Annotated in this window: 16 protein-coding genes; 11 read left to right on the top strand and 5 right to left on the bottom strand. The window is 66.3% G+C overall.

Annotated features, from left to right (window positions below):
• The first annotated feature begins 31 nt into the window (after positions 1-31).
• The gene (gene xdh / locus EII26_RS06295; RefSeq protein ID WP_124888300.1) at positions 32-2,614 is read left to right on the top strand and encodes a selenium-dependent xanthine dehydrogenase; all 2,583 of its coding nucleotides are present in this window, start codon (positions 32-34) and stop codon (positions 2,612-2,614) included.
• Positions 2,615-2,619: 5 nt separating this feature from the next.
• On the top strand, positions 2,620-3,567 hold the full coding sequence (locus EII26_RS06300) for a D-alanine--D-alanine ligase (protein ID WP_124888301.1): 948 nt from the start codon (positions 2,620-2,622) through the stop codon (positions 3,565-3,567).
• A gap of 124 nt (positions 3,568-3,691) precedes the next feature.
• Here EII26_RS06300 and EII26_RS06305 read toward each other — a convergent pair whose 3' ends face one another.
• Positions 3,692-4,174, bottom strand: a complete 483-nt coding sequence (locus EII26_RS06305) for a PH domain-containing protein (protein ID WP_124888302.1) — start codon at positions 4,172-4,174, stop codon at positions 3,692-3,694.
• Positions 4,175-4,383: 209 nt separating this feature from the next.
• Here EII26_RS06305 and EII26_RS06310 point away from each other — a divergent pair, with 209 nt between their 5' ends.
• A complete protein-coding gene (locus EII26_RS06310; protein ID WP_233572637.1) occupies positions 4,384-5,604 on the top strand; it encodes an ABC transporter permease in 1,221 nt (406 codons plus the stop codon).
• A 143-nt stretch (positions 5,605-5,747) separates the two neighbouring features.
• Here EII26_RS06310 and EII26_RS06315 read toward each other — a convergent pair whose 3' ends face one another.
• Positions 5,748-6,395 (bottom strand): hypothetical protein, encoded by a 648-nt coding sequence (locus EII26_RS06315; RefSeq protein WP_124888304.1) that lies wholly within the window; start codon positions 6,393-6,395, stop codon positions 5,748-5,750.
• Positions 6,396-6,725: 330 nt separating this feature from the next.
• On the opposite strand from EII26_RS06315, the gene EII26_RS06320 reads away from it, so the two are divergent.
• On the top strand, positions 6,726-8,009 hold the full coding sequence (locus EII26_RS06320; protein WP_124888305.1) for an amidohydrolase: 1,284 nt from the start codon (positions 6,726-6,728) through the stop codon (positions 8,007-8,009).
• Positions 8,010-8,079: 70 nt separating this feature from the next.
• Positions 8,080-8,655 (top strand): flavin reductase family protein, encoded by a 576-nt coding sequence (locus EII26_RS06325; protein ID WP_124888306.1) that lies wholly within the window; start codon positions 8,080-8,082, stop codon positions 8,653-8,655.
• Between the two features lie 103 nt (positions 8,656-8,758).
• Here the strand turns inward: EII26_RS06325 and EII26_RS06330 are convergent, their stop codons facing one another.
• Positions 8,759-10,309: an AbgT family transporter gene (locus EII26_RS06330; protein WP_124888307.1), complete on the bottom strand. Its 1,551-nt coding sequence runs from the start codon at positions 10,307-10,309 to the stop codon at positions 8,759-8,761.
• Positions 10,310-10,535: 226 nt separating this feature from the next.
• On the opposite strand from EII26_RS06330, the gene zupT reads away from it, so the two are divergent.
• Positions 10,536-11,360, top strand: a complete 825-nt coding sequence (gene zupT, locus EII26_RS06335) for a zinc transporter ZupT (RefSeq protein WP_124888308.1) — start codon at positions 10,536-10,538, stop codon at positions 11,358-11,360.
• On the opposite strand, the gene EII26_RS06340 is transcribed toward zupT, so the two are convergent.
• The gene (locus EII26_RS06340) at positions 11,338-11,724 is read right to left on the bottom strand and encodes a DUF3870 domain-containing protein (protein ID WP_124888309.1); all 387 of its coding nucleotides are present in this window, start codon (positions 11,722-11,724) and stop codon (positions 11,338-11,340) included. The two genes, zupT and EII26_RS06340, sit on opposite strands and share 23 nt — an antisense overlap.
• Positions 11,725-11,836: 112 nt before the next feature.
• On the opposite strand from EII26_RS06340, the gene EII26_RS06345 reads away from it, so the two are divergent.
• Genes EII26_RS06345 through ftsH form a run of 3 tightly spaced genes read left to right on the top strand, consistent with a single transcriptional unit; the run spans position 11,837 to position 15,591 of the window.
• A complete protein-coding gene (locus tag EII26_RS06345; RefSeq protein WP_124888310.1) occupies positions 11,837-13,192 on the top strand; it encodes a dihydroorotase in 1,356 nt (451 codons plus the stop codon).
• Positions 13,193-13,235: 43 nt separating this feature from the next.
• Positions 13,236-13,694: a hypothetical protein gene (locus EII26_RS06350; RefSeq protein WP_124888311.1), complete on the top strand. Its 459-nt coding sequence runs from the start codon at positions 13,236-13,238 to the stop codon at positions 13,692-13,694.
• Between the two features lie 19 nt (positions 13,695-13,713).
• Entirely contained in the window at positions 13,714-15,591 is a 1,878-nt protein-coding gene (gene ftsH, locus EII26_RS06355) for an ATP-dependent zinc metalloprotease FtsH (protein ID WP_124888312.1), read from the top strand.
• Between the two features lie 82 nt (positions 15,592-15,673).
• On the opposite strand, the gene EII26_RS06360 is transcribed toward ftsH, so the two are convergent.
• A complete protein-coding gene (locus tag EII26_RS06360; RefSeq protein WP_158612185.1) occupies positions 15,674-17,434 on the bottom strand; it encodes a GGDEF domain-containing protein in 1,761 nt (586 codons plus the stop codon).
• A 262-nt stretch (positions 17,435-17,696) separates the two neighbouring features.
• On the opposite strand from EII26_RS06360, the gene EII26_RS06365 reads away from it, so the two are divergent.
• Both EII26_RS06365 and EII26_RS06370 read left to right on the top strand, forming a co-directional pair.
• Positions 17,697-18,707, top strand: coding sequence for a TAXI family TRAP transporter solute-binding subunit (locus EII26_RS06365; RefSeq protein WP_255415940.1), 1,011 nt, complete (start codon positions 17,697-17,699; stop codon positions 18,705-18,707).
• A gap of 82 nt (positions 18,708-18,789) precedes the next feature.
• Positions 18,790-20,817 carry a TRAP transporter permease gene (locus EII26_RS06370; protein ID WP_124888314.1) on the top strand — a complete coding sequence of 676 codons (2,028 nt, stop codon included), beginning with the start codon at positions 18,790-18,792 and terminating at the stop codon, positions 20,815-20,817.
• The last annotated feature ends 194 nt before the right edge of the window (positions 20,818-21,011 follow it).

Raw genomic sequence — 21,011 nt, forward strand, 5'->3', positions numbered from 1 at the left:
GTTTACGATTGAGGAGAGGGGGGGATGGTGCATGTACCGGCTGACGATCAACGGCAAGGTCCATGATATTGAAGAGGACGGATCGCTGCTGGATTACCTGCGCGACACGGCCGACATCACGTCCGTGAAGAACGGCTGTGCCGAGGGGGCCTGCGGAGCCTGTACGGTCCTGATCGACGGACGCACGGCACGTGCCTGTGTCCAGAAGGTCTCCCGATTGGACGGCAGGACGGTGGTGACGGTCGAGGGGCTCTCCGGCCGCGAACGGGAGATCTACGCCTGGGCCTTCGGGGCCGCGGGGGCGGTGCAGTGCGGCTTCTGCATCCCCGGCATGGTGATGAGCGCAAAGGGCCTTTTGGACGCCAACCCGAGCCCGACCGTGCCGGAGATCAAGGAGGCGATCAAGGGGAACCTCTGCCGCTGCACGGGGTACGCGAAGATCGAGAGGGCCGTGGCGATGGCCGCGGAGGCCCTGCGCGACCCCGATTTTGTCCCTCCGCGGGACCCCTACGGCCGTCCCTATGCGCTGAGCGAGCGGATGCCGCGCCTCGACGCCCGCGAGAAGGTCCTGGGCACGGGCAAGTACGTCGAGGACCTCAAGATGCCGGGGATGCTCTACGGCGCCGCGCTGCGCCCCAAGACGCCGCGCGAGCGGATCCTGAGCATCGACACGAGCGCCGCGGAGGCGCATCCGGGCGTCGTGGCCGTGCTGACGGCCAAGGACGTGCCGGGCGAGCGGTACATCGGGCACATCGTGCACGACTGGCCGGTGCTGATCGCGCCGGGCGAGGTGACCCGATACGCGGGCGACGCTCTGGCCCTGGTCGCCGCAACCGGCAAGAAGGCGCTGAAGGAGGCCCTGGCGCTGATCCGGGTGGAGAGCGAGGTCCTGAAGCCCATGCTCACCATCGAGGAGTCCCTGGCCCCTGACGCGGAGCCCATCCATCCCTTCGGCAATCTCGTGAAGGTCAATGCGGTCGTCAAGCGGGGCGATGTGGACAGGGCCCTGGCGGAGTCCGCGCATGTGGTGAGCCACTCCTACAGCTCTCCTGTCGGGGAGCATGCCTTTCTGGAGCCGGAGACCGCTCTGGCCTACCCCGATGAGGGCGGAAGGCTGGTGCTGCGCACGTCCGGGCAGAGCGTCTACGACGAGTACCGTGAGGTGACGCGGATGCTGGGCTGCGGGGAGGGGCAGGTTCGCGTGATCTCGGCGCTGGTCGGCGGCGGGTTCGGCGGCAAGGAGGACATGTCCGTCCAGCACCACGCCGCGCTTCTGGCGTGGCACGTCAAGCGGCCGGTCCAGGTGTCCCTCTCCCGCCAGGAGAGCATGATCGTGCATCCCAAGCGGCACCCGATGTTCATGGACTACACCGCCGGCTGCGACGCGGAGGGGCGCATCACGGCCATGAGGATCCGGATCCGGGGGGACACGGGCGCCTACACGTCCCTGGGCGGCCCCGTGATGCAGCGCGCCTGCACCCACGCCACGGGGCCCTACCGCGTCCCGAACGTGGACATCGAGGGGACGAACGTCTACACCAACAACCCGCCGAGCGGGGCGTTCCGCGGGTTCGGCGTCACCCAGTCCGCCTTCGCGGTGGAGTCCACGCTGAACCTGCTGGCGGAGAAGGCCGGCCTCTCGTACTGGGAGATCCGGGACCGCAACGTCGTGGAGCCGGGCGACGTGCTGGGCAACGGCCAGATCGCGGCTCCGAACACGGGGATCCGCGAGTGCCTGAAGGCCGTCAAGCCGCATTTCGATTCATCGCCCCGCGCCGGCCTGGCCTGCGCCTGGAAGAACAGCGGCCTGGGGGTCGGCGTCCCCGACACGGGGCGGATGCGCCTCGTGGTCCGTGACGGCGGCATCCGGCTCTTTACCAGCGCGGCCTGCATGGGGCAGGGCGTGGCGACGACGATGGTGCAGATCGCGTCCTTCACCACGGGGCTTCCCGTGAACCGGATCGCCTTCAACGAGCCCGACACCGCCCTGACGCCGGACAGCGGGACCTCGACGGCCTCGCGCCAGACCCTGTTCACGGGCGAGGCGACGCGGCGGGTCTGCATGAAGTTTATGGAGGCCCTGAAGGAGGAGGGGGGCGACATTGCCCGACTGGAGGGGCGGGAGTTCTACGACGAGTTCCTGTTCGTAACGGACCCGATGGGCTCGGACAAGCCGAACCCGGTCAGCCACGCGGCCTACAGCTTCGGGGTCCACGTCTGCATCCTTGATGAGGACGGCCGGTTGGAGAAGTACGTCGCCTGCCACGATGTGGGGCAGGTCATCAACCTGAACAGCGTGGAGGGGCAGATCGAGGGCGGCGTCGTGATGGGGCTGGGCTATGCGCTGACCGAGGACCTGCGCCTCGAGGGCGGTATTCCGCGCGCACGGCTGGGGACGCTCGGGATGTTCCGCGCCCCGGACGTCCCGCCGATCGAGTGCATCCTCCTGGACTGCAAGGATCCGCAGGGCGCGGGCGCCTATGGGGCCAAGGGGGTGGGCGAGGTCGTTCTGGTCCCGCCGGCGCCGACCCTGGCCCTGGCCTATCAGCGGTGGGACGGCAGGTTCCGGGACAGCCTTCCGCTCGAGGGGACGCCGTACAGCCGGAAGAAGTAGCGGCGATGTCCGTCGGAAAGGTTGCCGTGCTCTGCGGCGGGGACGGCGCGGAGCGGGAGGTCTCCCTGAACAGCGGGGCGGCGGTGTGTGCGGCACTGCGTTCCGCGGGGCTCGAGGCGGAGACGATCGATCTGCAAAGCCTCGATGGGGCGAATGCGCTTGCCGGGCGCTTCGACGTCGCCTTCGTCGCGATGCATGGAGATTGGGGCGAGGACGGGACGCTTCAGGCGGTCCTGGAGGAGATCGGGCTTCCCTACACGGGGTCGGGCCCCTCGGCCTGTGCCCTCGCCATGCACAAGGGCCGGTCGCTCGAGCGGTTTGTCCGGGCGGGGCTGACAGTCCCGAGGGGGATGTTGCTCGCCCCGGGCGAGCCCGCGGACTTTCGGAGTGTCGTCGGCTCACTGGGCGAAGACCTGGTCGTGAAGCCCTGTTCGGGCGGCAGCACCGTCGGGGTGACGATCCTCCGGTCGGCGTCGGAGGGCGACTTTGGGGGGGCGGTCGAGTACGCGCGCCGCTATGGGCCCGAGGTCCTGGTGGAGTCCTACGTGGCGGGCCGCGAGCTGACCGCCGCGGTTCTGGAGCGGGGCGGGACGGCGGCCGTGCTGCCGGTAGTCGAGATCGTCCCGCGCCGGGGGTTCTACGACTACGCCAACAAGTACACCGAGGGGGCGACCGACTACCGCGTCCCCGCCCCCCTGGAGCCCGAGGTGCTGCGCCGTGTCGAGGCCGCCGCGCTTGCGGCCCATCGGGTGCTGGGTTGCCGGGCCTACAGCCGGGCCGATTTCCGTCTCTCGGAGGAAGGAGTGCCCTTCATCCTGGAGGTCAACACCGCGCCCGGGATGACTGGCACGAGCCTGGTCCCCAAGGCGGCCGGGGCGGCCGGCCTGAGCTTTCCCGAGCTCGTCCGGGCGATCGTGGAGGCCTCTTTGGACCAATGGTCCGCCCCTCGATGAGCTCCCGAAACCTGAAAGCCCGCCCCACAGCGGCGAACACAAAAAGAGTTCCTTCGCCCGGGACGAAGGAACTCTTTTTGTGTTGTTTGTGTTGTGTGCGTCGGTTCGCGGCCCGATTTGCCGATCAGGCTTCGGCCTTGTTGGCGTCCGCCTGCTTGTCCTCGGCGCGCTCGCGGTCCTGGATCTGGTTCCGGATCTCGTGCGGGGAGGGCATGTTGGCGATGCGGATCTCGTAGTTGTCGGTTCCCGAGGAGGCGATGGAGATGTCCCCGATGTTCAGCATACGCTGCACGATTCCCTGGGTCACCTGGACCGTTCGGATGCTGCGGGCTCCGATCTCTATGGATTCCCGCTTCAGGATGCCCTTCTCCAGCGCGACCTCGTCCGGGCGCACGATCAGCGTGGTGGAGAGGCGCTTGACGGCCATGTCCAGGAGGGCGGCGAGGACGAACAAACCCAGGAACCACCACAGGACCTTTTGATAGGTCGGGGTCAGGGTCACCTTGACCGATATCAGGATCACCAGGACCAGGCAGGCGATCATTGCGGCGATATGCAGATAGAAACTTCTCCACGCGGGTTTGTACGTATGGCTCTCCAAGCTCATGTCATTTGCCTCCCTCTCGGGTCTGTTTTGATGCCTAGCGCCTTCATTATAGCAAGAACGGAGGCTTTTTGACGACCCGGACGCGATTTCGGGTGTTTTGTGGCTGAGGAAAAGCGCGCGTTCGCCGCCGTTTCCATCCGAGGAGCCATCGCGTATACTTTTGGGGCGCGATGAGGCCGCGTTCACCCCGCGCGTCAGGAGGGAAGCCCTTGTTCGAGATCGTCAAAACCGCGCTGCGGTCGCTTCTGGCCAACCGCACCCGCTCGCTGCTCACCATGCTGGGCATCATCATCGGGGTCGGTGCCGTAATCACGATGGTGGCCATCGGGCGCGGCGCCGCGTCCCGGATGGAGCAGTTCATATCGGGCGTCGGCTCGAACCTGCTCCTGGTGTTTCCCGGCGCGCCGCGGTCCGGCGGTGCCCGTCATGCCGCAGGGACGGGGGCCTCTCTGACGCTGCAGGACGCCCAGGCGCTGATGGACGAGGGCGTGCTGATCGCGAGGGTGGTCCCGGAGGTGTACGGGGCGGGACAGGTCGTCTACGGAAACAGCAACTGGAACACCATGACCCTGGGCAGCACCCCCGACCTCACGACGGTTCGGGAGTGGCGCGTGTCCGCCGGGCAGCCCTTCTCGGACTCGGACGTGCGGGCCGCGGCCAAGGTCTGCCTCCTCGGAGCCACCGTCGCGCGGAACCTCTTCGGCGGCGCCGATCCCGTGGATGCCGTCGTTCGCATCCGCAGGGTGCCCTTTCGTGTGATGGGGGTCCTGGCGCCCAAGGGACCGAGCCCCTGGGGCAGCGATCAGGACGACTTCGTCGTGGTGCCCATCACCACGGCCCAGAGAAACCTCTTTCGCTTCGGAACGCGCGGCTCCGTTCGGAGGATCACCGTCCAGGCGGCGAGCCGGGAGTCCATGGAGGCCGTCCAGCAGGAGGTGCGGTCGATCCTTCGTCAGAGGCACCGCATCCCCGAGGGCGGGGAGGACGACTTCGACATCCGGGACATGACGCAGATCCTGGAGAACGCCGCGAGCTCCACGCGCGTCATGGGGCTGTTGCTGGGGACGGTCGCCTCGATCTCGCTGCTGGTCGGCGGGATCGGGATCATGAACATCATGCTGGTCTCGGTGAGCGAGCGCACGCGGGAGATCGGGATCCGCATGGCCGTCGGCGCCCGGCCCTCGGATGTACGCATGCAGTTCCTGACCGAGGCCGTGGTGCTCTCGCTGCTGGGTGGGGGGATCGGGATCGTTGGGGGCGTCGGCGTCTCGCGGGCCGTCACGGAGCTCCTGGAGTGGCCGACGATCATCACCGCCGAGTCGGTGTTGGTGGCCGTGGGGTTCTCCGCGGCCGTGGGGGTGTTCTTCGGGTTCTGGCCCGCCTGGAAGGCGTCGAACCTCGACCCGATCGACGCCCTGCGCACGGAGTGAAGGCCGGCAGGCCGTGAAGGGGGACGGAGAAAAACGAAGGGAGCCCGACGCGGGGCTTTGCAGCGTCGGGCTCCCTTCGGGTTGGCCGTTCCCTTTGCCGTTCGGAGCGGCGACAGGGGGCCATGGGGCGGCCCCGGGGAACGTCAGTTGATGTAGGCGTCGTACTCCAGCTCGTACTCGTACCACACTCCGCCGATCGAGTACTCTCCGTCCTCCTTGACGCGGACGCTCTTCTTGTCCGCCGACAGCCTGAGGTCGTACTCCTGCTTGCGGCCGCGGGGATAGTCGATCTCCAGCTCGTTCCCCCTCAGCTTGTAGCCGGGCGCCCGGATCGTCTCGGGCTCCGCGGTGGTGAAGGTATGCCCCGCCCCTGCGGTGGGCGCCGTCCAGCTGTTCGTTCCGGAGACGAGAAGGGACGGGCTTGCCCCCGCACCGACCTCGATCTTCAGATGATAGTCCATGCCCTCGATCAGCGGTTTCAGCGGATAGCGTTGCATTTCGGTCGACTTGTCCTTGGTCTGTCCGCGCAGCGAGGCCATGTTGATCTTCCAGTTCCCCTCGAAGTCCTTCAGCTGCACCGCTCCGGGGTTGGTGGAGGGCGGAGGCGTCTGCCCGGGCTGGGAGGGCTGATTGGGGGAGGGCGGAGGTGTCTGTCCGGGCTGGGAGGGTTGATTGGGGGAAGGCCGATTTCCTTCTCCTCCTCCGCCACCGCCTCCGCAGCCGCCGAGCGTCAGAAGCAGCGAAAACGCCAAAAGAGCCGCACATGCGTACACAGCCAAATTCTTCTTCATTGTTGTGGTTCCTCCTGTGAAATGTCTTCTCCTGAGGGAAAAACGGTCACGCGCTTTCCACCCCGGCGTCGCCCCGGAAGCCCGAACGGCACGATCCCCCTCCTTCAGGAGTGCTGAGCCGCACTTCGCCATCGATTTAGCCAAAAGCCGGCTCATGGCCAATAGTTTATAAAGAGGCAATTTTTTGTCAAGCGGAGAATCTATCAGGGGCTTTTGAGTAAAAATCGGGTTGCAGGTCTTCCTGACTTTTGAAAAGCGGTTGCCGGAGGAGAAACGTCGGGACGGAATCGGCGGTGTCGTGTTAAAGTAGGGAAGGGAGGTGGTGGCGTAATGGATTGGAGGAGGCTGGAACAGGACCTGATCGCCCTGCGGCGCGATCTGCATCGATATCCCGAGGCGGCCTGGACGGAGTTCCGGACGTCCTCGCTGGTTGCGGAGCGCCTGGAGCGTCTGGGCTACAAGCCGGCGGTCGGTCTGGAGACCGTGGAGGTCGACGCCGTCATGGGACGTCCCTCGGAGGAGGAGATCGACCGCCACATCGGGCGCGCGGTCACGCAGGGCGGCAACGTCGGCTGGATCGAGGCGATGGGGCGCTATCCGGGGGTCGTCGCGGTGCTGGAGACCGGCCGCCCCGGTCCGGTCGTGTCGCTGCGGTTCGACATGGACTGCGTCGACGTGGACGAGGACGAATCGCCCGACCATCGTCCGAGGCGGGAGAACTTCGCCAGCGTCAATCCCCACCTCATGCACGCCTGCGGTCACGACGCCCACACGGCGATCGGTCTTGGGGTCGCGGAGGTGCTGATCGCCAGGGAAGGGCTGCTGAACGGGACCGTGCGGCTGATCTTCCAGCCGGGCGAGGAGGGATGCCGAGGGGCCTACGCCATGGTGCAGAAGGGCGTCGTCGACGGCTCGGACTACTTCCTGGCCATGCACATCGGCGGCGGGGTGCCGTCCGGGACGTTCGGGCTGAACTCGCTGGGGTACCTGAGCACGACGAAGTTCGACGCGCACTTCACGGGCCGTCCGGCCCACGCGGCGGGCGCGCCGCACGAGGGGCGCAACGCCCTGCTGGCCGCGGCTGCTGCGGCGTTGGGGCTCCATGCCATCGCGCCGCACCGGGACGGGGCGATGCGGGTCAACGTCGGGGTCCTGAACGCCGGGACGGGCCGCAACGTCATCGCCGGCAGCGCCACGATGAAGGTGGAGACCCGGGGCGAGAACCAGGAGATCGCCGACTACGTCTACGAACGCGCAGTCGAGGTCCTGAACGGTGCGGCGGCCATGTACGGGACGACGGTCGAGCTGGAGAGGACCGGTGCCGGAACCACGGCCTGCGGGGACGCGGAACTCGTGTCCTTGGCCGGGGAGGCCGTGCGCGCCCTGAACTGCTTCGAGGAGGTCGTCGAGACCGTTCGGGGCGGGGGCAGCGAGGACGCGACCTGGATGATGCGCCGCGTTCAGGAGGGCGGGGGCCAGGCCACGTACATGGCTCTGGGCTCGGACATCGCCGCGCCGCACCACAACGGGCGGTTCGATCTGGACGAGCGCAGCATCGTGCCGGGCGTGCGTGCGATGGTCGCGGTCACGGAGCGTTTGCTGAATTCGAAATGATCGCGTTCCGGGGCCTCCGGCCCCGGGCGGGGGGAAGCCCCCGGATTTTTGATCCTTGGGAGGTCTCGTCATGAAGAAGAACATCGGTCCCAGAACGGTCGGTTTTCCCACGCCCGTCGTGCTGGTGGGGACGACGGACGGGGAGGGGCGCCCCAACCTCGTCACTCTGGCCTGGGTCGGCATCTGCTGCTCGGAACCGCCCGCGGTCCAGGTCTCGCTTCGCCCCAGCCGCTACAGTCACGCCGCCATCGTCGGCCGGGGGGCCTTCAGCGTCTGCGTTCCCTCGAAGCGTTACATGGACCAGACGGATTTCTGCGGCATCGCGTCCGGGCGCAGCTGCGACAAGTTCGCCGCGGCGGGCCTGACGGTCGAGTCCGGCCCCGAGCTGGGGCTTCCCTTGGTGGCGGAGTTTCCCGTCTGTCTCGAGTGCCGGCTGCTGCACACCTTCACCGTCGGGTCGCACGACCTGTTCGTGGGGGAGATCGTCTCCTGCTCCGCCGAGGAGTCGGTGCTCGACGCGCGGGGCCGGCTGGATCCGAATGCGCTTGAGGCGCTGGTCTATATGCCCGGGGACGGCTATTACGACCTCGGGCCGCGTCTGGGTTCGAGCTTCGAGGTCGGTAAGCGCCTGATGCCCCACGAATGAGCGGTGGCTCGGGGGCTGCCTCCCCTTGACGTTGGCGCCCCGGACGCGAACGGGGACGCCCCGTGGGGCGTCCCCGTTTCGTGTGGGGTCGTGGATCGAGCGGCTACTTGAGGAAGATCCCCACGCCGGGGCCCAGGGGCAGGTCGAAGCCGAACCAGACGGCCATGAGCGTCGACCAGGCGATGAGGAAGCAGACGGAGTAGGGCAGCATCATGGAGATCAGGGTGCCGATCCCCGCGTCCTTGTCGTACTTCTGGACGCAGGCCACGATGAAGGCGAAGTAGGTCATCAGGGGGGTGATGATGTTGGTGCTGGAGTCCCCGATGCGGTAGATGCACTGGGTGAACTCGGGCGAGAAGCCGATGCCCATGAACATGGGGACGAAGACCGGCGCCATGATGGACCACTTGGCCGAGGCGGAGCCCATGAAAAGGTTGATGAAGGCGGAGATCAGGATGAAGGCGATGACCAGGGGGGTCCCCGTGAAGTTGATGGCCTTCAGGAAGATCGCGCCCTCGACCGCCAGGATGGTGCCGAGCTTGGAGACGTTGAAGACGTAGAGGAACTGCGCGGCGGCGAAGGCCAGCACCAGGTAGCCGCCCATCGTGGACATGCTCTTGCCGATCATCGCCACGGCCTGCTTGTCGCTGCAGATGCTGCCGCTCCCGATGCCGTAGGCGAGGCCCGGCACGAGGAAGAAGAACATGATGAAGGAGACCAGGCCGGTCATGAAGGGGCTGCGCAGAAGGTCGCCGGTCTTGGGGTCCCTGAGGAGTCCCCAGGACGGGACGGTCGCCAGCAGGGTGAGCGCGATGAAGACCAGCATCGTGATGCCGGCGTAGCGCAGGCCCTTCTTCTCCGACTCGGTGATGGCGGCGGAGATGTCGACGGAATCTCCCTTGTACTCGCCCAGCCTGGGCTCGACGATCTTCTCCGTGATGAAGGTTCCGATGAGGGTGATCAGGAGGGTGGAGGCGATCATGAAGTACCAGTTGGCGGTGGCGTGGACCACGTAATCGGGGCTCAGCAGCCGTGCGGCCTCGGTGGAGATCCCTCCCAGAAGGGGATCGATGGTGCCGATCAGGAGGTTGGCGGAGAAGCCTCCGGAGACGCCCGCGAAGGCTGCTGCCATGCCGGCCAGGGGATGGCGCCCGAAGTTCATGAAGACGATCGCTCCGAGGGGCACCAGAACCACGTAGCCGGCGTCGGACGCAATGTTGGACATGACGCCCGCGAAGACCATGATCAGGGTGACGAGCCGCTTGGGCGTGCTCAGGACCATCTTGCGGATGAGTGCGGAGAGGAGCCCCGATCCGTCGGCCAGGCCCACTCCGATCAGGGCCACCAGGACGGTCCCCAGGGGCGCGTAGCCCGTGAAGTTCTTGACCATGCTGGTGTAGAAGCCGCGCAGGCCGTCGGCCGTCAGCAGGGACACGGCCTTCACGGTCAGCATCTTGATCTCGTTGTTGGACGCCCGGTCGACCCCTTCGTAGGTCACCGAGAGCCCGAAGTGGGCGCAGATGGCCGAGAGCACCATCACGAACAGGGTCAGGATGACGAAGATCGTCACCGGGTCGGGCAGCCTGTTGCCCCCGCGCTCGACGGCGTCCAGAAAACGGTAGAGCAGTCCTTTTCTCCTTTGCAGTTCAACCATGCGAATGAAAGACCTCCTTGTGAAAATGAAAATATGAGTTGCAAATTATAGTATCAATAGCCCCGGGGATATTCAAATATATTTTTGAGTGAAATACTTACGTTAAAAATCCCCTCGGGGGAACAATGTTTTCCTGCTGTGGGGGCGTCGGACCTCTTATTGGGGAGGGGCGGGTATTGTATCATAAAGAAAGCGGCAGCCGCATCGGAAAGGATGGATCGAAGAGATGGAGACGACAAATCTAGGCAACGTGTTTTTCGCCTTTGGGCTGACCCTGTTCGCGGGGCTCTCCACGGGTATAGGCAGCGCCATCGCCTTTTTCGCACGCAGGACCAACACGCGTTTTCTGGCGTTCTCCCTGGGGTTCTCCGCCGGGGTGATGATCTACGTATCCATGACGGAGATCCTGACCAAGGCGCAGGCGGCCCTGGCGGAGGTCGTCGGGGAGAGGACGGGAGCCTGGCTGTCGGTGGTCGCCTTTTTCTGCGGCATGGTGGTCGTGATGCTGATCGACAAGTTCGTGCCCTCCTACGAGAACCCGCACGAACTGCATCGTGTGGAGGAGATCCAGGGAGCGGCCGCGGAGAAGGGGCGGGAGCGGGCCCTGATGCGTATGGGGATGTTGACGGCTCTGGCCATCGCGATCCACAACTTCCCCGAGGGCATCGCCACCTTCATGGCGGGGCTGCACGATCCGCACCTGGCCGTGCCCATCGCCCTGGCCATCGCGATTCACAATATTCCGGAGGGGATAGCCGTATCGGTGCCGGTCTACTACGCCACGGGAAGCCGCGCCCGGGCCTTCCGCCTGTCCTTCCTGTCGGGCCTGGCGGAGCCCCTCGGGGCGCTCCTGGCGTGGCTGGTGCTGGCCCCGTTCCTGAACGGGGTGCTCTTTGGCCTGATCTTTGCGGGGGTGGCGGGCATCATGGTGTTCATCTCCGTGGATCAGCTCCTGCCCTCGGCCCGCAAGTACGGGGAGCACCACGTCTCGATCTACGGCCTGATCGTCGGGATGGCGGTCATGGCGGTCAGCCTGCTGCTGTTCCTGTAGAGGGAAGCCCATCCTTCCGTGCCCCCCGCCCGAGCTCCCGGAACTTTTTCAGGGCGTCCTTGTAGCACACGACGATCGCCTTTCGGGAGGAACCGTGGTAGCGGGCCTCGAGGTCGGCCAGAATCAGCGGCTCGTCCCCGGTCAGGGAACGCCCGATGAAGAGGTCCCGGATGAAGCGGTCGGTCAGGGGGAGCACCACGGACGAGCTGCACTCCAGGACCGTGCCAGCGGCGGAGAGGATGAAGGTGATGAAGAAGCCGTTGTAGCGATGGCTGATGGGGTTGTCCCCGGATACCTGCGCGTTGCCGACGATCAGAAGGGAGTCCTTCGGGAACTCCCGCGTCGCTGTCGTGTTTTCGCCCATCTTTCGATGTCCCGCCTCTTCGTAGTGGCGAAGGCGTTCGGCCCTCCGCCCTGCGCCCTAGCATAACACAGGCGGATGCGTGGATGGCGAGTCGAATCTGGAGGAGTTTACGATGTACGACCTTGTTTTGAAAAATGGCATGCTGGTGCTGCCCGACGACGTGTTCGCCGGGGATCTGGCCGTCAGGGACGGGCGGGTCGCCGCGCTGGGAGCCGATCTCGCCGGAGCGGCGGCCGAGACGGTCGACGTGTCCGGGATGTTGGTGCTGCCCGGCGCCGTCGATCCCCACGTCCATATGGAGCTCCCCGTCGGGGGTACGCGCTCCTGCGACGACTTCCTGACGGGCACGCGCGCCGCGGCCGCCGGGGGTGTCACCACGATTCTGGATTTTACCGTGGGCAGCCGCGAGACGTCGATGACGGACGACCTGACCGCCCGGTTGGAGGCGGCGGCGGCCTCGATCGTCGATTACGGGCTCCACGCCGAGGTGGTGGGCTGGACGCCTGCGCGCCTCGTCGAGATGCGCGAGGTCGCGGAGCGGGGCGTGCGCAGTTTCAAGTTCTTCACGGCCTACGCGGCGTCGGGCCGCAGGACCGGGAACGGCCCCCTTTTCGAGTCCATGAAGGTCCTGGCGGAGCTGGACGCCGTCGCCTCCGTCCACGCGGAGGACGAGAGCCTGATTCAGGCGCGCCTGGAACTGATGGGGGACGGGGAGAAGGGCTGCATGACGGCGCTCGGGCTCTCGCGCCCCGACCTCTGCGAGGCCTCGGCGGTGCGCGAGGTGGCCTGGCTGGCGCGCCGTGCCGGGGCCAGGGTCCACATCATGCACCTGAGCTCCGCACTGGGGCTGGAGGAGGTGCTGGAGGCACGGCGGGACGGCGCGGACATCACCGCGGAGACCTGTCCGCACTACCTGCTGCTGACGGATGCGGTCTACGGACGCGAGGACGCGCGGTTCTACTCGGCGTCTCCGGCGCTACGGAAGGACGGGGACCGGGAGGCCCTGTGGGGCGCGCTGGGATCGGGGGACGTGGATTTTCTGTCCACCGACCACTGCCCCTTCACCTGCGCCCAGAAGGAGTGGAGGGGGACGTTCGACCGCCTGCCCTACGGGATGGGGAGCGTCGAGCTGATGCTGCCGCTGGCCTACTCCGAGGGGGTGCTGGGGGGGCGTTTCTCCCTCTCGGATCTGGCGGAGCGGACGGCGGCCGCGGCTGCCCGTCGTTACGGGCTCTGGCCGCGCAAGGGCAGCCTGCTGCCGGGGGCCGATGCGGACATCGCGGTGCTGGACCCGACGGAGGAGTGGACGGTCTCCGCGGAGGGCCTGCATTCGAGCTGCGATTTCTCGCCCTACGAGGGCCGTACGGTGCGGGGCCGGGTCCGGGAGACGTATTCCCGTGGGGAGTGCGTCTACCGGTCGGGAACGTTCCCAGCCCGGCCCGGCCGGGGGCTCTTCCTGGCGCGATGAGCTTCCGGGGATCGGGACGCGCGGGGGCCGGGGGAGGATGCCGATGAGGCGCGACAGGGCGATGCGATGGATTTTGTTCGGTGCGGGGATGCTCTGCGGCGCCGAGGCCGGGCACCTCTTCTACCTCGACAGGGCGGCGGCCGGAGGGGCGTTTGTGGCCCTGTCCGCGATGTTTCTGTTCTTCTCCCTGGCGGGGGACCGCGGGATGCGCGACGAGGAGGAGCCGTTCGTCGAGGAGCGTCCGGAGTCCGGCGAAATTCTGACGGAGCTGGGGCTCTTCCTCGCGGACGAGGCGCTCAACGGCTTCAAGCGGATCGGGCGCACGATGCCGCCGTCCCCCATGGAGGTGGCCCAGCTGGAGGATCGGCTGGATGCGCTTCTCGTCCGCCTGGGGGCCCCGGCCGCGGAGCGGGCGCGTCTGGCCGAGGAGTTCGAGAGGATCAAGGGGCATGCCCGAAGGAACGAGGGGCGCAGAGCGCTGAGCCGAAGCGCCCGACTTTAGACGCGAAAGGAATGAGGGAATGAACAAGGGACAGAAGTTCTCCGCCGGGTATTTTCTGCTGACGCTCCTGGTGGTGTGGCTCTTCGGGGATCTCGTCTACAAACCCTATATCGCGAGCCAGACCGAGGTGCCGTACAGCACCTTTCTGTCGGATCTCGAGAGGGGCGCCATCGCCGACGTCAGCCTGGCCGACGACCGCGTGGTCTACTCCCTGAAGCCGGCGAGTGACGACGGGGTCCGAAGGGCCTCGCCCGTGCGGAGCGTGGTCCGGGTGCCGGACGTTCTGCTGGTCGAGCGGCTGGCGAGCGCCGACGTCGCCTTCGGCGGCGTCGCCCAGACCCAGAGCCTGCTGGACACGCTCTTCAGCATCCTGCTTCCCTTCCTGCCCCTGGCCCTGATCTGGTACTTCATCTTCAGGCGGATGCAGGGCGGCGGGGGAAGCGTCATGTCCCTGGGGCGCAGCAAGGCCCAGGAGCTTCAGGGCGAGATGACCGGGGTGCGCTTCGCCGACGTCGGAGGCGTGGGGGAGGCGGAGGTCGAGCTCCGCGAGATCATCGAGTTCCTGAAGGAGCCCGAGCGCTTCAACCGGTTCGGGGCGAAGCTGCCCAAGGGGATCCTCCTGGTGGGGCCCCCCGGCACGGGCAAGACCATGCTGGCGCGGGCGACGGCGGGCGAGGCGGGGGTGCCCTTCTTCTACATCACGGGATCGAGTTTCGTCGAGATGTTCGTCGGCGTGGGGGCGGCGCGGGTGCGCGACCTGTTCGAGCAGGCCAAGAAGAAGGCGCCCTGCATCATCTTCATCGATGAGATCGACGCCATCGGACAGTCCCGCGCGCGTGCGGGCGTCATGGGGACGAACAGCGAGCAGGAGAACACGCTGAACCAGCTCCTGGCGGAGATGGACGGCTTCACCCCCAACACGGGCGTCGTCATCATGGCGGCGACGAACCGGCCGGAGATCCTGGACCCGGCGCTGCTGCGTCCGGGGCGCTTCGACCGGCAGATCCAGGTGGTGCTGCCGACGGAGGAGGGGCGCAGGGAGATCCTCGCGATCCATACGGCGTCCATGCCCCTGGACCCCGACGTGGACCTGGCGGCGATCGCGAAGGTCACCCCGGGGTTCTCCGGGGCGGACCTGGCCAACATCGCCAACGAGGCGTCGCTGCTGGCGGTGAGGCGCAAGGCCGAGACCGTCGCGATGGCGGATTTCGACCTCGCCATCGAGCGGGTGGTGGCCGGCCTCCAGCGCAAGACGCCGCTGACCCCCGACGTGAGGCGGAAGGTGGCCTACCACGAGATCGGCCACGCCCTGGTGGCCTGCTACCTGCCCTGCACGGACCCGGTGCACAAGGTCAGCATCATCCCGACCGCAAAGGGCGCGCTGGGCTACACGATGCAGATGCCCACCGAGGACCAGTACCTGATCGGGGAGATGGAGCTGAAGTCGCGCATGGCCGTCATGCTGGGCGGCCGGGCCGCCGAGCTGTTCGTCTTCGGGGAGCCCTCGACGGGCGCCTCCAACGATCTGGAGCGCGTTACGGACCTGGCGCGGAGGATGGTGACCGAGTTCGGCATGTCGGAGCGCCTGGGGCCGGTCCGCTACGCCGGCTCCGCCGCGACCTACCTGAGGAGCGCCTCGGGCAGCCGGACCGACCTGGGCCCCGAGACGGTCGCCGCGATCGACGGGGAGATCCGCGCGCTCGTGACCGAGGCTCAGGAAAGAGCGGGAACGGTCCTCCGCGAGCACGAGGCCGTACTGCACGAGGTGGCCCGCATCCTTCAGGAGAAGGAGGTCATCGGCGGGGAGGAGATCCGGGCGGTCGTAAAGCGCATCGAGGGGGTGGACATCGTCCCGCACTGCCCGTCGGTCCCGTGGAGGCAGCCCCGGGACAGCTGAACTTTCAAGAGGAGAGCTCCCTGAGGAATGCGGCGAACGCGTTCCTCAGGGAGCTCTCCTCTTGTTTGGGCTTGTTTGGGCCTCAGCAGGGGGCGTAGCCGGATTCCAGCTCCATTCGGTTGCGCCCCTCTTTCTTTGCCCGGTAGAGGGCGTCGTCGGCACGCCTGATCAAGGTTTCGGGGGTGTCTCCGGGGTGGAACAGGGAGATGCCCAGGGAGACGGTCAGGGTCTTGTCCGCGCCCAGGGTGCTGGAGTGCTCCTCGCAGCTGAGGCGGATGCGTTCCGCGACGATGCAGGCGATGGGCAGGCTCGCGCCGGACAGGATGACGCTGAACTCCTCGCCCCCGTAACGCGCGGCGACGTCCTGCTCCCTGAGGGAGTCCCGGATGACCCTGGCGACCAGGGTGAGGGCCCGGTCGCCCTCCTGGTGCCCCCAGGTGTCGTTGTAGCGCTTGAAGTGGTCGATGTCCAGCATGATGAAGGCGAGGGCCTTGCCCGTCTTCCGGGCCTGTTTGACGCTCTCCTCCAGGACGTGCTCCAGGTACGACCGGTTGTACAGCCCCGTCAGGCCGTCCCTCTGGCTGAGCTCCCGATAGTGCGAGCTCTGGGCCTTCAGAAGGTTGTAGCTGTCGAAACGGACCCGGCTGCCGGAGAGCAGCAGCCAGACGAGCAGGAACGGGGAGATCACCAGAAGGACCATGTAGATGAGGTCCGGATAGGACAGGCGGGTGAAGTAGTGGGGGGCGTAGTACGTGCACGCGAACATCCCCCCGATGCCGAGAAAAAAGGTGGTGTGTGCCCCTGCATAAAGGGCCAGAGCCCGAGGGGGTGTCTTTTTGCGGAGCTGGGAGACGAACAGGAGCAGCGAACCCGCGAAGCTCAGGCTGAACGCCGTCAGGGCCCCGAGAAAAACCCAGAAAAAACGGTCGCTCATGGCGAGGACGAGCACGGCCGGGGCCATGGCGGACTGGAAGTAGAGGGCCGGCCGGTACAGCCGATGGGCTCGGGGCCTGTCCTGAAGCTCTCCGAGAAAGAAGCGGGTCCCGACGATGTTCATCAGGCCGAAGGCGCCCCAGGTCATGAACGTGGAGACCGGCATCGGCAGCTTCAGATAGGCGTGAAGGTGCCCGTTGAAGGCGGAGATGAGCAGGGTCATGCCCAGCTGGATCAGCATGAAGGTCCGGTACACCTTTTCCCCCGTCATCATGTAGAACAGGAAATAGGTGACCGTGAAGGAGATCATGATCCCGAGGAACCCGAGCTGGATGATCAGGGAACGGAAGAAGAAGCGGATGAAGGTGCGCGGGGCCAGCAGATAGAGCTGGGCGGATACGGGGTAATCCGACCGCACGTTCAGGTAGACGTAGCCGTCCTCCATGAAATTTTTCAGGGACGGCATCCAGAGGACCGGATAACGGGTGTAAAGAAAGTGAAGAACGTTTCCCGAGGCGTTTCCGAAGGTGTAGCGCGCGTATTTGGTCGGCGTCTCGGGGATGAAGCAGTCCACGTGGGTGACGTGAGGGTTGGCGAACATCAGGATGCCCTCCTCCTCCGGATAGGAGGGCAGCTTTTCGAGCCCTTGGATCAGGTCTTTCATGGAGATTCGGAACCAGCGCGAATTGTTGAAGGACCCCATTTTGATGACGCCACCGGAGACGGGCTCGAAGAGGATGTCCTTTCCCGGGTTCCGGAGGGGCGCCGATGGGGCCAAAACCATTTCTTCGGCCCCCTGCAGAAGCGAAAAGCCGGAGTCCTCGGGGCCGGCTTCGGCCTCGAAGGAGAAAATGCCGGCCACAAGAAAGAGGCAGACGAGAAAAGACGTCAGAAGACGGTATCTGCGCATCGAAGCTACAGTCCTTTCGTTCTTCGAGGAACGTTTCCTCCCCATTTTATAAAAATAGCGGCAAAAGGCAATACGCGAATGAGGCGAAAGGGGGCCGAACGGCGCGGGATCTTCGGGGCGAGACGCTCCGCAGGCGGAGCCGCTGCATTTTTTTCCGGGCCCGAATATGATAAACTCCGTTATGGATGGAATGCTTTGGAGATGAAGGTTGCGGTTGGGATCGAAGTAGAACATCACACTTTCGGGAAATGGGGCTGGTAACGTGAGGGGAAAGGGTTTCAAGTCTGTGTTCCTGATTTTTGCCGTTGCGTTCGTCTGCGTTATGGGCTCGTCCGCCGTCGCGGCCGAGCCGGACAGGGCCGGCTGGCCCGATCAGCTGCGCTTCATGGCGGGGCCTCCGGGCGGGAACTGGTTTGCGCTGGGCACGGCCCTGGCGGACATGTGGACGGGGGCGAAGCTGCCTCAGACCACCAGCAGCTCGGGCGGCGGCGTGGCCAACATCCTCAACGCCAGCTCCCGCAAGGGGGACCTGGGCTTCTCCGTCACCTCCCTGGTGGGCGCGGCCGTGCAGGGGGCGGCCGACTTCGAGGGCAGGACCGTCGACAACGCGGTCATCATGACCAACCTCTACACCCAGTACACCTACTTCATCATGCGCAAGGACTTCGCGGAGAAGAACGGGATCAAGGCCCTGGGCGACGTGATCGCCAAGAAGCTGCCGCTGCGCTTCGCGACCCTCAAGCCGGGGACGTCCTCGGAGTTCGTCGTCAAGGCCCTGTTCGACAAGGGCTACGGCCTCGACTACAAGGAGGAGTTCAAGAAGTGGGGCGGGTCGATCGAGTACGCCTCCTACGAGGGCGGCGCCGACCTGCTGGCCGACAATCACCTGGACTGCTTCGCCTTCTCCGTGGGCAAGATCGCCTCCATCGTCATGAACATCGAGAGCAAGGTCGACGTCGTCATCCTGCCGGTGGACCAGGAGGCCCTGGACTCCCTCTCCGACGCCTACGGGACGGAGACCTTCACGATCGAGCCGGGGACCTACAAGGCGGCCAAGGAGCCCATCAAGACGGTGGGGGACTATACCTGCATCGTCATCCGCAGGGACCTTCCGGAGGGTCTGGTGTTCGAGCTGAACAAGGCGGTCTGGGAGCACAAGGACGCCCTGGTCGCCGCGGTCAAGGACATGCAGGAGCTGGATCCCTCCATCGCGCTGCCCGCCAAGGTTCCGGCCCACCCCGGCTCCGAGAAGTTCTGGAAAGGGCTGAAGTAGCGCTCCGCGAGCAAGGCTCGTTTCGGCACGGGGAAGGGGACGGACGTCTCCCTCCCCATTTTTTTGACGAGGGGGATGTCGGTTGAGGAAACTGCAGGGATCCGTGTCAAAGGCGATCTACGTCTACGTGCTTCTGATGGGCGTCTTTCATCTGTTCACCGCCGAGGCCGGAAACTACGAGGCCTTTTTGCAGCGCACCATCCATCTGGCCTGGGTTCTGCCCCTGGCCTTCGTGCTCTATCCCATGACGTCCCGTTCGCCCATGGACAGGACGCCCCTTTACGACTGGGTCCTCGCGGCCCTGGCCGCCGTTCCGGGGATCTACTCGATGCTTCACTACTCGGAGATCGCCGAGCGCATCCAGCAGGTCGACCCCCTGACGACCGCGCAGCTGGTCCTGGGGACGCTGCTGGTCGTGCTGCTGCTCGAGGGGACGCGGCGGATCGTCGGCCTCCCCCTGGCCCTCATCGCGGGGCTGTTCGTCGTCTACATGCTCTACGGCTACAAGCTGCCCGGCCTGCTCCGCGGGGCCGCGTTCTCCTACCCGGAGGTCGTCGAACAGCTCTTCCTCACGGACGAGGGCATCTTCTCCATGCCGCTCGGGGTCTCGGCGACCTTCGTCATGATCTTCCTGATCTTCGGGGCCTTCCTGGAGAAGAGCGGCGCGGGGGAGTGGTTCATGAACGTGGCCCAGGCCTTCACGGGCACGACCCCGGGGGGCCCCGCCCAGATCGCCGTGGTCAGCTCGTGCCTGTTCGGCTCCATCAGCGGATCGGCGGTCGCCAACGTCTACGGGACGGGATCGTTCACCATCCCGTTGATGAAGAAGATCGGGTACGCGCCCTTTTTTGCGGGGGCCGTCGAGGCGGTGGCCAGTTCCGGCGGGCAGATCATGCCGCCCATCATGGGGGCCGGAGCGTTTCTGATGGCCTCCTTCCTCGGGCTCCAGTACCGGGACATCATGATCGCCGCCATCTTCCCCGCCCTGCTCTACTACGGGGCGCTTTTCCTGATGGTGCGTCTGCGCGCGCTCAAGATGGGGCTGACGGGGCTCTCCGCCTCCGAGCTGCCCTCCAGGCGGGACGTCCTCAAGCGCTTTCACATGATCGCCCCGATCGTCGGGCTGGTGGGGTTTCTGCTTGCGGGCTACACGCCGATGCGGGCGGCGCTTCTGGGGATCGCCCTGGCCTGGTTCGTGGCCTTCTTCAACTTCGCTCCGGACGAGACCGCCGGGTCCAAGCGCGCGGCCTGCCTGACGGCGCTCGTCACGGCCGTGCTGGCGGCCGTTCTCGTCCATAGGCCGGAGCTTCTGCACGGCCTTTCCAGCGGCGTCCGGTTCGTCGCCTTCAGCGCCTACATCCTCATCGCGTCCTGCTTCAATCCGGGGATGAGGCCCCGCGAGGTGATCGACGCCGTGGAGAGGGGGGCCCGCAACATTCCGCTGGTCTGCGTGGCCTGCGCCACCGCCGGGATCGTCCTGGGGGCCGTCGCCCTGACGGGCATCGGCGGCAAGCTCGTGGGGTTCGTCATCTCCTTCGCGGGCAACACGCCCTTCCTGGCCCTGATTCTGGTGATGCTCATCGCCACGTTCCTGGGCATGGGGCTGCCGACCACGGGGGCCTACATCCTGGCCGCCGCCCTGGGGGCGCCGATCCTGATCAAGCTCGGGTTCCAGCCGATCGCGGCGCACATGTTCGTGTTCTATTACGCCATCATCTCCAACATCACGCCGCCCGTGGCGCTGGCGGCCTACGCGGCCAGCTCGATAGCCGGCGCGGACCCCAACAGGACGGGCTTTCAGGCCATGCAGCTCGGGTTTCTGGCCTACGTCGTCCCCTTCGCCTTCTGCTACGACCCGGGGCTCCTGATGCACGGCAGCGCGGTGGAGATCGCCTGGTCCGTGGTCAGCGGGGTGGGGTCGGTGGTCGCCTTCGCCAGCATGTGGATGGGGTACATGAAGTCGGCCATTCCGCTCTGGCTGCGGGTGCTGCTGGGCGTCGCGGGGGTGCTCTGCCTCTCCCCGGTCAACGCCGCGGTCGTCGCCGGCCTGGTCGTCGTCGCCGGGGCCTGTCTGTACTCGAAAAAACTGTCGGAGAGGGCTGCCGTCTGATCCTTTCCCCGGCATGCTCCGGAGTGCGAGCCGGATGAGGTCCCTGACGGCCTCTCTGAGCTCAGGGACGTCGGCTCGGAGAGCTGCCGCTCGGCTTATGGCGGTTCGTGCAGCGGATGCCGAAGCCGGGTGATCGGCACGACCATGCTCGCTGGTCGCCGGCTCGTCGCTGCGCTTTTCGGCCTCGCGGCTTA

Source organism: Fretibacterium sp. OH1220_COT-178 (genome assembly GCF_003860125.1).
Classification (GTDB): Bacteria; Synergistota; Synergistia; order Synergistales; family Aminobacteriaceae; genus CAJPSE01.

Bases quoted from the DNA above. Each gene is read 5' to 3' on its own strand.
- zupT (WP_124888308.1), top strand. From the start codon at position 10,536: ATGGAGACGACAAATCTAGGCAACGTGTTTTTCGCCTTTGGGCTGACC.
- EII26_RS06360 (WP_158612185.1), bottom strand. From the start codon at position 17,434: ATGCGCAGATACCGTCTTCTGACGTCTTTTCTCGTCTGCCTCTTTCTT.
- EII26_RS06300 (WP_124888301.1), top strand. From the start codon at position 2,620: ATGTCCGTCGGAAAGGTTGCCGTGCTCTGCGGCGGGGACGGCGCGGAG.
- EII26_RS06315 (WP_124888304.1), bottom strand. From the start codon at position 6,395: ATGAAGAAGAATTTGGCTGTGTACGCATGTGCGGCTCTTTTGGCGTTT.
- xdh (WP_124888300.1), top strand. From the start codon at position 32: ATGTACCGGCTGACGATCAACGGCAAGGTCCATGATATTGAAGAGGAC.
- EII26_RS06350 (WP_124888311.1), top strand. From the start codon at position 13,236: ATGAGGCGCGACAGGGCGATGCGATGGATTTTGTTCGGTGCGGGGATG.
- EII26_RS06330 (WP_124888307.1), bottom strand. From the start codon at position 10,309: ATGGTTGAACTGCAAAGGAGAAAAGGACTGCTCTACCGTTTTCTGGAC.
- EII26_RS06325 (WP_124888306.1), top strand. From the start codon at position 8,080: ATGAAGAAGAACATCGGTCCCAGAACGGTCGGTTTTCCCACGCCCGTC.
- ftsH (WP_124888312.1), top strand. From the start codon at position 13,714: ATGAACAAGGGACAGAAGTTCTCCGCCGGGTATTTTCTGCTGACGCTC.
- EII26_RS06320 (WP_124888305.1), top strand. From the start codon at position 6,726: ATGGATTGGAGGAGGCTGGAACAGGACCTGATCGCCCTGCGGCGCGAT.
- EII26_RS06340 (WP_124888309.1), bottom strand. From the start codon at position 11,724: ATGGGCGAAAACACGACAGCGACGCGGGAGTTCCCGAAGGACTCCCTT.
- EII26_RS06305 (WP_124888302.1), bottom strand. From the start codon at position 4,174: ATGAGCTTGGAGAGCCATACGTACAAACCCGCGTGGAGAAGTTTCTAT.
- EII26_RS06345 (WP_124888310.1), top strand. From the start codon at position 11,837: ATGTACGACCTTGTTTTGAAAAATGGCATGCTGGTGCTGCCCGACGAC.